Here is a 16,305-nt window from a genome sequence, read left to right as displayed (position 1 = left end):
ATATGCAACACAAAAATGAGACATGATGAATTAATTTTTTTTACCACCCCAGTATTCCATTACAGGGAAATATATTTTTTTAATGATAAAAATCAATATCAAAACCACATTCCAACCCGATTTATGCTGTGACTTTACTGTTAGCTAACACTCTTGAATGTACTTGTACATACATGTATATATTATAGCAATAATGACACTCTCCTACGCTCGGTGCATTGCCGCCAAGCAACGAGATCTACCTTGATATTGCATGAGGAAATCGCTGTGACAACCAATAACCGATTACGTAATGTTGATATCCGTGCTCCACGTGGCACTAAGCTGAACGCAAAGAGCTGGCTGACCGAAGCACCGCTGCGCATGTTAATGAATAACCTAGATCCTGAGGTTGCTGAAAATCCACATGAGTTGGTGGTCTATGGCGGGATTGGTCGCGCTGCACGCAACTGGGAGTGCTACGATAAAATCGTTTCAACACTCAAAACGTTAGAAGATGATGAGACACTGCTAGTGCAGTCGGGCAAGCCGGTCGGTGTGTTCAAAACCCACGCTAATGCACCGCGAGTGTTAATTGCTAACTCCAATCTGGTGCCACACTGGGCAACCTGGCAACACTTTAATGAGCTAGATGCTAAAGGGTTGGCGATGTATGGCCAGATGACAGCCGGTAGCTGGATCTACATTGGTAGCCAAGGCATCGTGCAGGGCACTTATGAAACCTTTGTCGAAGCCGGGCGCCAGCACTATGAAGGCAACTTGCGTGGACGCTGGGTACTCACTGCCGGCCTAGGCGGTATGGGGGGTGCTCAACCGCTGGCAGCAACATTAGCCGGTGCGTGTTCCCTGAATATTGAATGCCAGCAGAGCCGGATCGATTTCCGCCTGAAAACACGCTATGTCGATGAGCAGGCCAACGATCTCGATGATGCATTGGCACGGATAAAGAAATATACCGCCGCAGGTCAGGCGATCTCAATTGCGTTGTGTGGTAATGCGGCAGAGATCTTGCCTGAGCTGGTAAAACGTGGCGTACGGCCAGATATGGTGACCGACCAGACCAGTGCGCACGATCCACTTAATGGCTATCTACCCAAGGGCTGGAGTTGGCAAGAGTATCGCCGCCGTGGACCAATTGAGCCTTCGCTGGTGGTCACTGCAGCTAAACAGTCAATGGCCGAGCATGTCAAGGCGATGCTGGCGTTCCAGCAGATGGGGATCCCTGTCTTTGACTATGGCAATAATATTCGCCAAATGGCGAAAGAGATGGGCGTTGATAACGCGTTTGATTTCCCAGGTTTTGTACCCGCTTATATCCGTCCGTTATTCTGCCGTGGTATTGGCCCGTTCCGCTGGGCTGCGCTCTCCGGTGATGCCGAAGATATCTATAAAACCGATGCGATGGTGAAGAAATTGATCCCCGATGATCAACATTTGCACCATTGGCTGGATATGGCGCGTGAACGTATTAGTTTTCAGGGGTTACCGGCACGTATCTGCTGGGTTGGTTTAGGTCTGCGTGCCAAGTTGGGATTGGCATTTAACGAGATGGTACGCACCGGCGAACTCTCTGCACCAATCGTGATCGGTCGTGATCATCTCGACTCTGGCTCGGTGGCCAGTCCAAATCGTGAAACCGAAGCGATGAAAGATGGTTCTGATGCGGTTTCTGACTGGCCGTTACTGAATGCACTGCTAAATACCGCCGGCGGAGCTACCTGGGTTTCACTGCATCACGGTGGTGGTGTTGGCATGGGTTTTTCACAACACTCAGGAATGGTGATTGTTTGTGATGGTAGTGATGAAGCTGCGCAGCGGATTGCTCGCGTGCTGCACAATGATCCCGCTACGGGTGTGATGCGCCACGCTGATGCGGGCTACCAAATTGCGATTGACTGTGCCCAACAGCATAAACTCAATTTACCGATGTTAACTGACTCCCAGGGAGAGAAAGCATGAGAGCATTGACCATTCATCCAGGCCAAATGACACTGACCGAATTACGTCAAGTGTATCAACACCCGGTTCGGCTGACACTTGACCGTCAAGCCTACCCAATTATTGAGCGTAGTGTCGCCTGTGTTGAGCAAATTGTGGCAGAAAATCGCACTACCTACGGTATCAATACTGGCTTTGGTCTACTCGCATCGACCCGTATCGCGCGTGAAGATCTGGAAAACCTCCAGCGCTCAATTGTGCTGTCGCATGCCGCCGGTATTGGTGAGGCGACTGATGATAATCTGGTTCGTCTGATCATGGTACTCAAGATCAACAGCCTGTGTCGTGGTTTCTCTGGTGTACGCCTTGAGGTACTGCAAGCGCTGATTGCACTGGTCAATGCCGAGGTTTATCCGCATATTCCGCTAAAAGGTTCAGTCGGTGCATCAGGGGATCTGGCTCCCTTGGCGCATATGAGTCTGGTGTTGTTGGGGGAAGGAAAAGCACGTTTCAAAGGCGAATGGCTACCTGCACGCGAGGCGCTGAGTAAAGCGGGTTTGGTGCCATTAACCTTGGCAGCCAAAGAGGGGCTGGCGCTATTGAACGGTACCCAGGTTTCTACTGCTTTTGCCCTGCGTGGTCTGTTTGAAGCTGAAGATCTCTATGCGGCGGCAACGGTGATTGGTAGCTTGACCGTTGAGGCAGCGCTCGGTTCACGTTATCCGTTTGATGCGCGTATTCATGCTGTGCGTGGTCAGCAAGGCCAGATCGATGCTGCTGCTGCTTATCGCCACCTGTTGGGTGAACGTAGTGCCATCTCTGATTCACACCAGCATTGCGATAAGGTGCAAGATCCCTACTCACTGCGTTGTCAACCTCAGGTAATGGGTGCCTGCCTGACACAGATCCGCCAAGCGGCTACCGTGCTGGAGATTGAAGCGAATGCGGTCTCTGATAACCCGCTGGTGTTTGCTGAACAGGGTGATGTGTTGTCTGGAGGAAACTTCCATGCTGAGCCGGTTGCCATGGCGGCTGATAACCTGGCGCTGGCATTTGCCGAGATTGCATCACTCTCTGAGCGACGTATCTCATTGATGATGGATAAACATATGTCACAACTGCCACCCTTTTTGGTCGAAAATGGCGGGGTCAATTCCGGTTTTATGATTGCCCAGGTGACTGCCGCAGCGTTAGCCAGTGAAAATAAGGCGCTCGCGCATCCCGCCAGTGTCGATAGCATTCCTACCTCTGCCAATCAGGAGGATCATGTTTCAATGGCACCAGCGGCCGGGCGTCGTTTGTGGTTAATGGCGGAAAATGTGCGTGGCGTACTGGCAGTAGAGTGGCTAGCGGCTTGTCAGGGGCTTGATCTGCGTAAAGGGCTACAAACCACGGTTAGTTTGGAGCAGGCACGCACGCTACTGCGTAACTATGTTGCTTACTACGACCAAGACCGTTTCTTTGCTCCCGATATCGCCATGGCTGATCAGTTGATCGCTGCTGGACATTTAACCTCGCTAATGCCGGTCGGGATACTGCCCAGTTTGAACTAGTCAACCTGTGTTGAGACATATTGCTTTCAGAAGGTTATATGCACGGTTCCAACCGCAGGTAGATACTCTGCAGTCAGACAGGCGAGTGGGAGGTTCAACAGCGAACCTCCCTTATTCAATCAGTTCAGCCCAATATCAAATATCAATATTGGCTGCTTTTAATGCATTTTCTTCAATAAAGGCTCGGCGTGGCTCTACCGCATCGCCCATCAAGGTAGTGAACAGTTGATCAGCAGCAATCGCGTCTTTAACGGTGACGCGCAACATCCTGCGCTGATCCGGATCCATGGTGGTTTCCCACAATTGATCTGGGTTCATTTCGCCCAATCCTTTGTAGCGCTGTACTGATAGCCCGCGACGCGACTCTTTCACCAGCCACTCCAGCGATTGCTCAAAGCTACTCACTGGCTGACGGCGCTCACCGCGTTCAATAAATGCCCCCTGCTCTAACAAGCCACGCAGCTTGGCGCCCAGTGTGTCGATCTTGCGGTACTCTCCGCCATGAAAGAAATTGAAGTCAAGTGGATAGTCGGTATCAACACCATGCGTACGTACGCGCAGAACAGGTTCAAACAACTGGCGTTCACGGTTCTCGCTGATAACAAAATCGTAGCTGCTGCCATGCTGCTCAGTATCATTCAGTAGTTTCACCAGCGCTGCCATCCAAGCGTTAACACGGTTTTGATCGCTCAGTTCAGTTTCTAGCAAAGTAGGCTGGTAAATCAATGCATTAAGCAGGGCGCGTGGATAACGGCGCTCCATGCGTGCAATCAGTTTCTGCACGCTGTAGTGCTCTGCCACCAACTGCTCTAATGGTGCGCCCGCTAACGGAGGCGCTGCTTCATTCGGATGCAGTGTCGCCCCATCTAGTGCGATCGCGATCTGGTACTGATCCATCGCTTCATCGTCTTTGATGTACTGCTCCTGTTTGCCTTTTTTCACTTTATAAAGCGGCGGCTGTGCAATAAAAACATGTCCACGCTCAATAATTTCTGGCATTTGGCGATAGAAAAAGGTCAATAACAGCGTGCGGATGTGCGAGCCATCCACGTCGGCATCGGTCATGATAATGATGCTGTGATAACGCAATTTATCCGGGTTGTATTCATCACGTCCAATGCCACAACCCAGTGCAGTGATCAGCGTTGCTACTTCCTGTGAAGAGAGCATTTTGTCAAAACGCGCCTTCTCGACATTAAGAATTTTGCCTTTCAGCGGCAGAATTGCCTGGTTCTTGCGGTTACGCCCCTGTTTTGCTGAGCCACCCGCAGAATCCCCTTCCACTAAGTAGAGTTCAGACAGTGCCGGATCACGTTCCTGACAGTCAGCCAGTTTACCTGGAAGCCCAGCTAAATCGAGCGCACCTTTACGCCGCGTCATCTCGCGCGCTTTACGTGCAGCTTCACGTGCGCGCGCAGCATCAATAATTTTGCCAACTACCGTTTTCGCATCGGACGGATTCTCCATCAGATAGTCGACCAATTTATCATTCATCAATGATTCAACTGCTGTTTTCACTTCCGAAGAGACCAGTTTGTCTTTGGTCTGTGATGAGAACTTGGGATCGGGTACTTTGACTGAGATCACTGCCACCAAACCTTCACGCGCATCGTCACCGGTTGCGCTGATTTTAGCTTTCTTACTGTAACCCTCTTTCTCCATATAGCTGTTCAGCGTGCGAGTCATTGCCGCACGGAAACCAGCCAGGTGGGTACCACCATCACGTTGCGGAATGTTGTTAGTGAAGCAGTAAATGTTCTCCTGAAAACCATCGTTCCACTGTAGCGCGACTTCAACCCCAATCTCATCTTTCATGGTGGAGAAGTAGAACACTGTTGGGTGGATCGGCGTTTTGTTCTTGTTCAAATATTCAACAAACGCCTTTATGCCACCCTCATAGTGAAAGTGGTCTTCTTTATCGCTGCGTTCATCTTTCAAGCGAATCGAGACGCCAGAGTTGAGGAATGACAATTCACGCAAGCGCTTAGCTAGGATGTCATACTCAAATTCCGTGTTATTGGTGAATGTCTGGTAACTTGGCCAAAAACGCACCGTGGTGCCGGTCTGTTCGGTTTCACCAACCACCTTCAATGCCGCTTGTGGCTCGCCATGGTGATACGTTTGTTCATGCACTTTCCCTTCACGACGGATCACCAGTTCCAGTTTTTCTGACAGGGCGTTCACCACTGAAACGCCAACACCGTGTAAACCACCAGAGACTTTATAGGAGTTGTCATCAAACTTGCCACCAGCATGGAGCACAGTCATGATCACTTGTGCCGCAGACACCCCTTCCTCTTCATGAATACCGGTCGGGATGCCACGCCCATCATCCTGTACTGACACAGAGTTATCTGCATGGATGGTTACCTGAATATCACTGCAATAACCTGCCAGTGCTTCGTCGATTGCGTTGTCTACAACTTCAAATACCATGTGGTGCAGACCGGTGCCATCATCAGTATCACCAATGTACATGCCGGGACGTTTGCGTACCGCATCAAGACCTTTTAATACCTTGATACTTGAAGAGTCATAGGAATTCGACATCAACGTTTCTCGCTCATTTTAATCCTGTGGTTGAAGCTCTATTTTACCCTGTTCCACGTGGAACATCTTGCCCTTTTCATCCATCATGTCAGATACCTGTTCAGCACTGACTGCGCTGACAAAAACTTGTGCCTGAGTCGCTTTCAGACGTTCCGCCAACAAGCGACGATGATGGGTGTCCAGTTCAGAGGCAAAATCATCGATCAGATACAGGCAGCATCGCCCGCTCTGGCGGGTGAGAAATTCACCCTGCGCTAAACGCAATGCACACATCAGCAATTTAAGCTGACCGCGTGATAATAAATCCTCTACCGGTGTGCCCGCTGCACGAATGCGAAAATCAGCTTTATGCGGACCAAACGCGGTATAAGTTAATGCTCGGTCGCGTTCAAACTGGTTTTCCAACAGTTCAGCATAGCTGTGCTCTTTTGCCCAACCTCGCTGAAAAGAGAACGTCAACGCAAACCCGGGTAAAAACTGTTCGCAAGTGGCACTAATATCCGCTGCAATTGCTTCACTGTAAGCTGCGCGCCAGTCACTGATGCGTTCAGCCAGTGGGATCAGTTGTTGATCCCATACACGCAGTTCTGCATAACGGCGCACTTGGCGTAGCGCTGCATTGCGCTGTTTGAGTAGCCGTTTAAGATTGCTCCAAGCAGTGAAAAAACCTAGATCATTATGAAAACAGCCCCAATCCAGAAAAGCACGCCGATACTTCGGGCCACCATTGAGCAGGCTAAACCCTTCTGGAGTAATCAACTGCATCGGTAGTAGCTGAGCAAGTTCAGCCACTTTATGTCCGTCGTTACCGTCTATCCTGACCCGGCTATCGCCGTGACGACTCTTACTTAAGCCAAGCGATAACTGGCGCTCGGCTAACGCAATACGGGCATGTAGTACAAATTCAGGCTGTTCATGACGGATCACGCGTCCAGTCAACAGAGTACGAAATGCTCGCCCGTGTCCTAAAGTATAAACCGCTTCCAGCACACTGCTCTTGCCACTGCCGTTAGCACCAACTAAAAAATTGAATCCGGCTGCCGGTGCCATCTCTGCAGCAGCAATATTGCGGAAGTCTTTAATTAACAGACGAGTCAACGCCATAATAAGGCTACTTATTATGCAAACGTGCTGTTCGGGTTAGCACGACGGTGCGGTAACCCGTAACTGAGCACAAGCAACAGGAAGCAGATAGTGCGCCAGTAATGTGTAAGCCAGTTAAATCGCCAGCCATTGATTACAAACGCATTGGCATAACAACATAGGCCGCAGCCTGACTGGCGTTATCTTCGATCTGCACACTGGAGACGGCATCTATCAACAGTAAACGAACATCTTCACATTTCAGAGCATTAAGCACATCAAGCATGTAGCTGACGTTAAAGCCTATCTCCATTTCGCTACCGTTGTAGTTTACGTCAAGGATCTCTTCCGCTTCTTCCTGTTCTGGATTATTAGCGGTGATCCTCAGTTGATTCTGCTGCACGAACAGCCGCACGCCGCGAAATTTCTCATTCGATAAAATCGCAGCACGGGCAAAAGCCTGTTTGAGCAGTTCACAGTTGGCCTGCAATATTTTGTCGGGATTTTTTGGTAACACGCGACGATAATCTGGGAAACGACCATCAACCAGCTTGGAAGTGAAGGTAAAATCACCAACATGAGCGCGAATGTTGTTGCTGCCAATCTGGATCCGTAATGGTGCTTCACCACCATCCAACAAACGAACCAGCTCAATCACCCCCTTACGCGGTACAATCACCGAATGGGTCGGTAATGACTGGCCAAGTGGCATTGAGCAGACAGCCAAACGGTGACCATCAGTAGCCACCGTTCGCAGTTCTTCACCGGCAGTCTCAAATAACATGCCATTCAGGTAGTAACGTACATCCTGATGAGCCATCGAGAATTGCGTGGCGTCGATCAGCCGTTTTAACGTCGCTTGTGGCAAGGTCAGTTCGACCTCGCTCTGCCATTCACCTAAATTCGGGAAAGTCTCTGCTGGCAGGGTTGAAAGTGAAAAACGGCTACGGCCAGAACGCACCGACATGCGTTCCCCCTCTAAAGTGACGGTGATTTCGGCCCCTTCTGGTAGCCCTCGACAGATATCTAGGAATTTACGCGCCGGTACAGTGGTTGCGCCCGTCTGGTGCGGCAGAGAGAGAGTTACCCTTGCCACCATCTCCATTTCGAGATCGGTGCCTGTCAGCAGCAGGGTTCCTTCCGTCACTTGCAGCAGTAGATGCCCTAAAATAGGTGACGCAGGACGCCCCCCCAAAGGACTGCTCACTTGCTGTAGCGGTTTTAACAGATGCTCACGTTCAACGATAAATTTCATAGGGATTATGATGACAATGTTCTGATTAAATTGGAAAAATCTTCTTTGATGTCATGACTTTCTTCACGCAACTGCTCGATTTTACGACACGCATGTAGCACCGTGGTATGATCACGACCACCAAATGCATCACCAATTTCTGGCAGGCTGTGATTAGTCAACTCCTTCGCCAAAGCCATTGCCATTTGGCGTGGCCGCGCTACCGAGCGTGAACGCCGCTTCGAGAGCAAATCAGCAACTTTAACTTTGTAATACTCTGCTACCGTTTTCTGAATATTATCAATCGTGACAAGTTTTTCTTGCAGTGCAAGCAGATCACGCAATGCCTCTCGCACAAAATCAATAGTGATGGCTCGTCCAGTAAAATTGGCATTCGCAATCACCCTATTCAGCGCGCCTTCCAGCTCGCGAACATTGGAACGCAGGCGTTTGGCGATGAAAAAGGCCACTTCGCCAGGCAGGCGGATATCGTTTTCATCCGCTTTTTTCATCAGGATCGCTACTCGAGTTTCTAACTCCGGCGGTTCAATTGCCACCGTCAGCCCCCAACCGAAACGCGACTTCAGACGATCTTCAACACCGCTGATCTCTTTTGGATAACGGTCAGAGGTTAAAATAATCTGCTGGTTACCTTCCAGTAACGCATTAAATGTATGAAAGAACTCTTCCTGTGAGCGCTCTTTGTTGGCAAAAAACTGAATATCATCGATAAGTAGCGCATCGACTGAGCGGTAATAACGCTTGAACTCTTCTATCGCATTATTTTGTAATGCCTTCACCATATCCTGGACGAAACGCTCTGAATGCATGTAGACAACTTTAGCATTCGCCTTACGTGCCATGATGCCATTACCCACGGCGTGTAACAGGTGGGTTTTGCCCAGTCCGGTACCACCATACAGAAATAGCGGATTGTAAGCACCACCCGGGTTATCCGCTACCTGACGTGCTGCGGCACGTGCTAGCTGGTTCGACTTACCCTCAACAAAATTGTCGAATGTGTGCTTGGGATTGACATTGGAACGGTAAGAAAGCTCCGGCGGTGGTGCAGCATTATCCCAACTTGGACGAGCCGGTGCCGAGCTACGCGCCACCGGTGCAGTCGCTACCGTGCTGCTGACGGTAGAAACAGCAGCACTGACCGTTGGCAGCACAGGCTTACTGCCCACTTCAAAACGCAGCAACGGCATGTTGGCCCCACAGAAATCGCCAAGTAGCCTATTGATGTTATTTAAGTATTTATCACGAACCCAATCCAACACGAAACGATTGGGGGCATACAGTGCCAAGGTATTGTCAGTCAGTTCCGCCTGTAACGGGCGTATCCACATACTGAATTCTGTAGCGGGTAATTCATCCTGCAATCGGGCAAGACACTGCTGCCAAAGGGAAAGTGACACGGTGGACTCCACTCGAACAAGATCAATAATAAAGAAAACGCGACTTTTTTGTTACCTCCCCCGAAGTTCTCGTTTTGGGAGCGCGATCGTGACCGCCGATCATAACGTAATCCGCGCCAGAGATCTTCTTTTTAATCACAGATAATGACCTTTTTATCCACAGCCAGCAAGGTTGCTTGCATTTTAACCAAAAATTCCAAAACCTCTTAATCTTTAGGTGATATGCAAAACCAAGTGGTACTGTAAAGCGTAATGAATTTAAAGCAGTAACGCCGAATGAGCAAGCCGGATAGCGGCCAGTTTCACTATAAAAATTCAAAGGGTGTGTAATGTGAATTGACTCAGGCCGGTACAATTATTACAATCCCGCCTCTTTAATGTATTGTGCTTGTTCGCTCGGCCATTTGGTGTCGAACCGCAAGCGTACCTTGATTTACCCGTATTTCATTCAAGTTTAGGTAGAAATCGCTATGAAACGCACTTTCCAGCCGTCCGTACTAAAGCGTAACCGTAGTCACGGTTTCCGTGCTCGTATGGCCACCAAGAATGGTCGTCAAGTTCTGGCCCGCCGCCGTGCGAAAGGCCGTGCTCGTCTGACTGTTTCAAAGTAATAAAAGCTAATCCACTTAGTGGTTAAGCTCGCTTTTCCCAGGGAGTTGCGCTTGTTAACTCCCACCGAATTCACTTTCGTCTTCCAGCAGCCACAACGTGCTGGCACGCCGCAAATCACTATTCTCGGCCGCCAGAATCTGCTGGGGCATCCCCGTATCGGTCTTACCGTCGCCAAAAAACAGGTCAAACGGGCACATGAGCGTAACCGGATCAAACGCCTTACCCGCGAGAGTTTCCGTTTGCGTCAGCATACATTGCCGGCTATGGATTTTGTCGTTGTAGTCAAAAAAGGGGCTGCAGAATTAGATAACCATGCACTGACGAAAGCATTGGAAAAATTATGGCATCGCCACTGTCACCAGGCGCACGCCTGCTGATTGGCGTAGTAAAGGTATACCAGTGGCTGATCAGTCCGCTGCTTGGTCCGCGTTGCCGTTTTCAGCCAACTTGCTCTCACTACGCAATTGAAGCATTAGGGCGGTTTGGTATGCTAAAAGGCAGTTGGTTAACACTGAAACGCGTATTAAAATGCCATCCTTTGAACCCCGGTGGTGATGATCCCGTGCCGCCGAAAATCGATGATAACAGAGAACACTAACGATGGATTCGCAACGCAACCTTTTTCTCATCGCGCTACTGTTTGTCTCTTTTATAATCTGGCAAACCTGGCAGACGGACCATGCGCCGCAACCAGTTGTTCAGAATGTAGAGCAGAGCATCAATGCACCACTTGCTGACAATAGCAAGATAGCTGGACTCAGCAGTGACCGGGGCAAACTGATCACCGTTAAAACTGACGTGCTTTCGCTGCTGATAAATACCCAAGGTGGCGACATTATTCAGGCCAATTTGCTTGCCTACAACGATGCTCTCGGCTCTTCACAGCCTTTCCAACTGCTAGAGACCTCACCATTTTTTGTCTATCAGGCGCAAAGTGGTCTAACCGGTAGAGATGGGCCAGATAACCCTGCTAATGGCCAACGTCCACTGTTTGATGTTGAACAGAGCAGCTTTACCTTGGCTGATGGTGAAAGTGAGCTACGCATTCCGCTCACTTTCACTGGTAAGGATGGTTCGCTGTTTACTAAAACCTTCGTATTACGCCGTGGTGATTATGCCATTGGTGTTGATTACTCTATCGTCAATAAAAGCCAAGCCCCACTTGAGCTAACACTGTTTGGTCAATTGAAGCAGAACGTTGCTCTGCCTCAGCATCGTGATACTGGCAGTAGCAACTTTGCTCTGCACACTTTCCGTGGTTCGGCCTACTCAAGCAGCGATAATAAGTATCAAAAGCATGAGTTTGATAAGAAAGACGAGTTAAATATCACCACTCAAGGCGGCTGGGTTGCTATGTTGCAGCAGTATTTTGCTACTGCGTGGGTACCACACACCGAAGGGCTAAATACCTTCTATACCCGAAAGAGTGATGACAAAAACGTAGCGACTATCGGTTTTAAGTCGCTGCCAGTGGTTATTCAGCCAGGTACACAACAGAAACTGAGTGCTACACTGTGGGTTGGGCCTGAGTTGCAGGAGAAAATGGCAAACCTAGCACCGCATCTCGACCTGACTGTTGATTATGGCTGGTTGTGGTTTATCTCTCAGCCGCTGTTTAAACTGCTGAAGTTTATCAATGGATTTATCAATAACTGGGGCTTTTCAATCATCATCATCACCTTTATTGTGCGCGGGATCATGTATCCATTGACTAAAGCACAATATACCTCAATGGCGAAAATGCGCCTGTTGCAGCCAAAACTGCAAGCAATGCGCGAACGAATTGGTGATGACAAGCAGCGCATGAGTCAGGAGATGATGGCGCTGTATAAAGCGGAAAAAGTTAACCCACTCGGTGGCTGCTTACCTCTGCTGATCCAGATGCCGATCTTCCTAGCACTCTACTATATGTTAATGAGTTCGGTTGAGCTGCGTCATGCACCGTTTATTTGGTGGATTAAGGATCTCTCAGCACAAGATCCCTACTACATTCTGCCATTGTTGATGGGGCTGACCATGTTCTTCATTCAGAAGATGTCGCCAACCACAATTACAGATCCGATGCAGCAGAAGATCATGAACTTCATGCCAGTGATCTTCACTATTTTCTTCCTCTGGTTCCCGTCAGGTCTGGTGCTTTACTATACCGTCAGTAACTTGGTAACCATTGTCCAACAGCAAATGATCTACCGTGGACTGGAAAAGCGCGGTCTCCATAGCCGTGAGAAGAACGCATAATGACACAGTAAACCATCTGATGTTGCTTGTTACATACTAACGACCAACTGATCAGATAGCGTCGAAGGCGGTCTTATGGCCGCCTTTTTCTATCTCTGCTATTTTGTTTTGATTCAAAAGAGGGCCTGTTATGAATTGCACTGATACTATTGCTGCTATTGCTACCGCACCTGGAAGGGGAGGAATTGGCATTGTACGCATCTCTGGTTATCAGGCAAAACAGGTTGCACAACAGGTCCTGGGTAAATTACCCAAACCGCGTTACGCGGAATATCTACCGTTTCATGATAGCCAAGGTTCGGTGCTGGATCAGGGAATCGTGCTCTGGTTCCCGGCCCCTCACTCTTTTACCGGTGAAGATGTTCTAGAACTACAAGGTCATGGAGGGCCTATCGTTCTCGATCTACTACTCAAACAAATCATCGCTCTACCAGGTGTTCGGATTGCAAGACCCGGAGAATTCTCTGAACGCGCTTTCATCAATGACAAGCTTGATCTCACCCAAGCAGAAGCAATTGCTGACCTGATCGATGCCAGTTCGGAGCAAGCTGCACGCAGTGCGGTTCACTCATTGCAGGGGGCATTTTCCACTCGCATCAATCAATTGGTGGAAGCGCTTACTCACTTACGCACCTATGTTGAAGCAGCCATCGATTTTCCTGATGAAGAGATCGACTTCCTCTCAGATGGCCACGTTACTGCACAGTTACAGCAGATCATTGTCGATCTGGAGCAAGTACGTGCTTCTGCTCACGAAGGCAGGCTACTGCGAGAAGGGATGAAAGTCGTCATTGCTGGACGTCCTAATGCTGGAAAATCAAGCCTATTAAATGCATTAGCAGGTCATGAAGCGGCCATCGTTACCGAGATTGCCGGAACTACACGAGATGTTCTGCGTGAACATATCCATATTGATGGTATGCCACTGCATATCATTGATACTGCTGGCCTGCGTGATGCTAGTGATGAAGTGGAGCGCATTGGCATAGAACGAGCTTGGCAGGAGATCTCACAGGCAGATCGGGTACTCTTTATGGTCGACAGCACCACCACCACAGCAACCGAACCCACTGAGATTTGGCCGGAATTCGTCAGCCGACTGCCAGCAGGCTTACCTGTTACTGTCATACGCAACAAGGCAGATATCACGGGTGAAATGCTTGGTGTCAGTGAAGTGAATCGACATACCGTAATACGGCTTTGTGCTCGTACTGGTGAAGGAATTGAGCTATTGCGCCAGCATTTGAAACAGAGTATCGGTTTCAGTGGCAGTCTTGAGGGGAGCTTTCTGGCACGCCGTCGACATCTACAAGCCTTAGAACAAGCTGCAGAGCACTTACAGGAAGGTAACAGTCAACTATTAAGTCGCTATGCCGGGGAATTGCTAGCAGAAGAGCTGCGTCTGGCCCAGCAGTCATTAAGCGAAATCACTGGCGAATTTAGTTCTGACGATCTACTTGGACGCATTTTTTCCAGTTTCTGTATTGGTAAGTAAACACACCGCATACCTCTCTAGGCTAGCACTACGATGTTTATCACCGGGAAAGAGCAAGTGAAAATCACTATTGGATCACCAGCAAGCATATATCGGATGAAGATGTCGCAAAATAACAAAAATGCAAGATTAAATTTCAATATGAAAACAAAACCTAGATAAACATAAAACCCATAGGTTATAATGTGAGCCATTCGAGGCTATTTTTGACTTCTTCAATCAAAATTGCATCCATTAATTCCCAATAGTTTGCAACTTAATCCTGATGTTGTGACCTGCAATGCTGATTACTTAACGTTAGTGCAACATTGGTCACTGTTTGGTGTGATTAGGGCAGGTAGACTCCCGCTCAGCAGTAATGAAATTGCCCGAGAGCTGGACTTAGGTTGGTTGTATGAAAATAAGGAGAGATTATCATGTCGAAACAGGAACCAGGTGCTTTTAACTTATCTGCTATTCACTACCGAGTTTACTCCTTCGTTGCTGTCTGCCGCTGGTGATCAACGCTATTGCTAGCGCTATTAGCTGCCATCCAGCCTCTTTGCCTGACACAGAAAGAAAATAAAAAAATGAAATTTAAGAATTTTATTTTATCCACATTGATAACTCTTGGCTGTGCTCCCCTGATTGCCAATGAAATACACTATCCTGATGGTGAGCAGCCAATAGAGCGCCACATTCGTCATCCGCTCACGGTGCAACTGCCACGCAGTAGCCTCACTCCTGAAGATAAGAAAACAGAGGCGATGGCCCTCTATCTAAAATTGTTACGTGAAGATGAGCACAACATTTGGGCTCCTTTTCAGCTTGCGGCTGCATTAGCGGAAACCGGACAAACTGAACTGGCTGAACGGTATCTGCAAATCAGTGCTGACCGTGGATTGTGGTACTACTATAGCCTATTAGAGGAGCGTGCATTCAGCAATTTGCAACACAGTGATGTCTACCACTCAATCCTAGCCGAGACCAGAACACGCCATCAACAGTATGCAACGCAATTTGAAGGCAAATTCTTTTATACAACGCCAAATACTGCCACTCCAACCGAGGGGTGGCCTGTGATCGTCTATTTGCATCCTTATGGCAAGGCTGCAACCATCAGTCCAGAGGAACAGCAATTATTTACACGTGCCGGTATTGTTTTTATTGCCATCAATGGCACAGAGATGCTGGCAGAAGAGAGTTTTCGTTGGTCAAACCTTGATGAGAAGAAAACCCATCAAGTCATCTCTAGAGCACTAAAAGAGTTAGCAACAAAATACAAGCTGAATCAACACCAAATCTATCTCAGTGCTCATGGTCAAGGAGCATTACATGCGGCCAATTTACTGGCCAAATATCCTAAAACTTATGCAGGTGCCCTGCTAGCGTCACCATTAGGAGAACTACCACCCGCTCGCCAATCTCTAGCTAAAAACAAGCGCGTCCTGATCACGTCTTATGATCCCAAAAATGCACCACAGCTTTCACTTGTTGAACATTTTACCAAGTTATTCAATGAAAAAAATCAGGTTAAAGCTGAGCATATAGCATTGGATGACAGCAGCACACATAGCTGGCAAGAGCACTATTATCAATCTCTGAGCTGGGTGGTTGGTAAGGCATTACTTATCAGCCAATCTGAAATCGAATCGGGAAGCCAACATAGCTTTAGCAACGTGTTAGCACTAACCTCCGAGCATTGACCTGTTAAACGTCAAGCAGAACACGGAAGTATCAGTTGAAGAGATAAGCATTGAGCAAATAAAACAAAAAAACCCACATTCGTGGGTTCTTTTGTTTTATTTGGTGCTTGGCAGTGTCCTACTCTCGCATGGGGAGACCCCACACTACCATCGGCGCTACAGCGTTTCACTTCTGAGTTCGGCATGGGATCAGGTGGGACCACTGCGCTATCGCCGCCAGGCAAATTCTGTTTCTATATATTTTATTCGAAATTCTAGCTGACAAATCACTTCGCTAAAGTGGTGCTGATACCCAGATTCGAACTGGGGACCTCACCCTTACCAAGGGTGCGCTCTACCAACTGAGCCATATCAGCTTACTTCTTATTTGGTGCCTGGCAGTGTCCTACTCTCGCATGGGGAGACCCCACACTACCATCGGCGCTACGGCGTTTCACTTCTGAGTTCGGCATGGGGTCAGGTGGGACCACCGCGCTATCGCCGCCAGGCATGTTCG

The 16,305-nt window shown here is 48.7% G+C and carries 12 protein-coding genes, 1 tRNA gene and 2 rRNA genes; 8 read left to right on the top strand and 7 right to left on the bottom strand.

Going from position 1 to position 16,305, the window contains the following annotated elements:
- The first annotated feature begins 267 nt into the window (after positions 1 to 267).
- Both hutU and hutH read left to right on the top strand, forming a co-directional pair.
- Positions 268 to 1,959 (top strand): urocanate hydratase, encoded by a 1,692-nt coding sequence (gene hutU, locus EOJ37_RS09020; protein WP_127959597.1) that lies wholly within the window; start codon positions 268 to 270, stop codon positions 1,957 to 1,959.
- Positions 1,956 to 3,491 carry a histidine ammonia-lyase gene (hutH, locus tag EOJ37_RS09015; RefSeq protein WP_127959596.1) on the top strand — a complete coding sequence of 512 codons (1,536 nt, stop codon included), beginning with the start codon at positions 1,956 to 1,958 and terminating at the stop codon, positions 3,489 to 3,491. Before hutU ends, hutH begins: the two co-directional genes overlap by 4 nt.
- 135 nt (positions 3,492 to 3,626) lie before the next feature.
- Here the strand turns inward: hutH and gyrB are convergent, their stop codons facing one another.
- The 4 genes from gyrB to dnaA form a co-directional block, all read right to left on the bottom strand.
- A complete protein-coding gene (gene gyrB / locus EOJ37_RS09010) occupies positions 3,627 to 6,041 on the bottom strand; it encodes a DNA topoisomerase (ATP-hydrolyzing) subunit B (RefSeq protein WP_127959595.1) in 2,415 nt (804 codons plus the stop codon).
- Between the two features lie 18 nt (positions 6,042 to 6,059).
- Complete coding sequence (gene recF, locus EOJ37_RS09005) at positions 6,060 to 7,145, bottom strand: DNA replication/repair protein RecF (RefSeq protein ID WP_127959594.1); 1,086 nt, start codon at positions 7,143 to 7,145, stop codon at positions 6,060 to 6,062.
- A 133-nt stretch (positions 7,146 to 7,278) separates the two neighbouring features.
- Entirely contained in the window at positions 7,279 to 8,379 is a 1,101-nt protein-coding gene (dnaN, locus tag EOJ37_RS09000; RefSeq protein ID WP_127959593.1) for a DNA polymerase III subunit beta, read from the bottom strand.
- Positions 8,380 to 8,384: 5 nt separating this feature from the next.
- Positions 8,385 to 9,779 (bottom strand): chromosomal replication initiator protein DnaA, encoded by a 1,395-nt coding sequence (gene dnaA / locus EOJ37_RS08995; RefSeq protein WP_127959592.1) that lies wholly within the window; start codon positions 9,777 to 9,779, stop codon positions 8,385 to 8,387.
- 470 nt (positions 9,780 to 10,249) lie between these two features.
- On the opposite strand from dnaA, the gene rpmH reads away from it, so the two are divergent.
- The 6 genes from rpmH (at position 10,250) to EOJ37_RS08965 (ending at position 15,809) form a co-directional block, all read left to right on the top strand.
- A complete protein-coding gene (rpmH, locus tag EOJ37_RS08990; protein WP_000831330.1) occupies positions 10,250 to 10,390 on the top strand; it encodes a 50S ribosomal protein L34 in 141 nt (46 codons plus the stop codon).
- An 18-nt stretch (positions 10,391 to 10,408) separates the two neighbouring features.
- Positions 10,409 to 10,768, top strand: a complete 360-nt coding sequence (gene rnpA / locus EOJ37_RS08985; protein ID WP_127959591.1) for a ribonuclease P protein component — start codon at positions 10,409 to 10,411, stop codon at positions 10,766 to 10,768.
- A complete protein-coding gene (gene yidD / locus EOJ37_RS08980) occupies positions 10,732 to 10,989 on the top strand; it encodes a membrane protein insertion efficiency factor YidD (RefSeq protein ID WP_127959590.1) in 258 nt (85 codons plus the stop codon). Before rnpA ends, yidD begins: the two co-directional genes overlap by 37 nt.
- Positions 10,990 to 10,991: 2 nt before the next feature.
- Positions 10,992 to 12,629, top strand: a complete 1,638-nt coding sequence (yidC, locus tag EOJ37_RS08975) for a membrane protein insertase YidC (protein ID WP_127959589.1) — start codon at positions 10,992 to 10,994, stop codon at positions 12,627 to 12,629.
- 130 nt (positions 12,630 to 12,759) lie between these two features.
- Positions 12,760 to 14,124, top strand: a complete 1,365-nt coding sequence (gene mnmE / locus EOJ37_RS08970) for a tRNA uridine-5-carboxymethylaminomethyl(34) synthesis GTPase MnmE (protein ID WP_127959588.1) — start codon at positions 12,760 to 12,762, stop codon at positions 14,122 to 14,124.
- A 569-nt stretch (positions 14,125 to 14,693) separates the two neighbouring features.
- On the top strand, positions 14,694 to 15,809 hold the full coding sequence (locus EOJ37_RS08965; protein ID WP_240651689.1) for an alpha/beta hydrolase: 1,116 nt from the start codon (positions 14,694 to 14,696) through the stop codon (positions 15,807 to 15,809).
- Positions 15,810 to 15,914: 105 nt separating this feature from the next.
- On the opposite strand, the gene rrf (EOJ37_RS08960) is transcribed toward EOJ37_RS08965, so the two are convergent.
- The 3 genes from rrf (EOJ37_RS08960) to rrf (EOJ37_RS08950) form a co-directional block, all read right to left on the bottom strand.
- A 5S ribosomal RNA gene (rrf, locus tag EOJ37_RS08960) occupies positions 15,915 to 16,030 on the bottom strand.
- Between the two features lie 59 nt (positions 16,031 to 16,089).
- Positions 16,090 to 16,165, bottom strand: a tRNA-Thr gene (locus EOJ37_RS08955).
- Between the two features lie 16 nt (positions 16,166 to 16,181).
- Positions 16,182 to 16,297, bottom strand: a 5S ribosomal RNA gene (rrf, locus tag EOJ37_RS08950).
- Positions 16,298 to 16,305: the final 8 nt, after the last annotated feature.

The sequence above is a fragment of the Serratia microhaemolytica genome (assembly GCF_004011885.1).
Lineage (GTDB): Bacteria > Pseudomonadota > Gammaproteobacteria > Enterobacterales > Enterobacteriaceae > Serratia_G > Serratia_G microhaemolytica.
The sequence above is the reverse complement of the archived record's forward strand: the minus strand, read 5'-3'. Positions and strand labels throughout refer to the sequence as shown.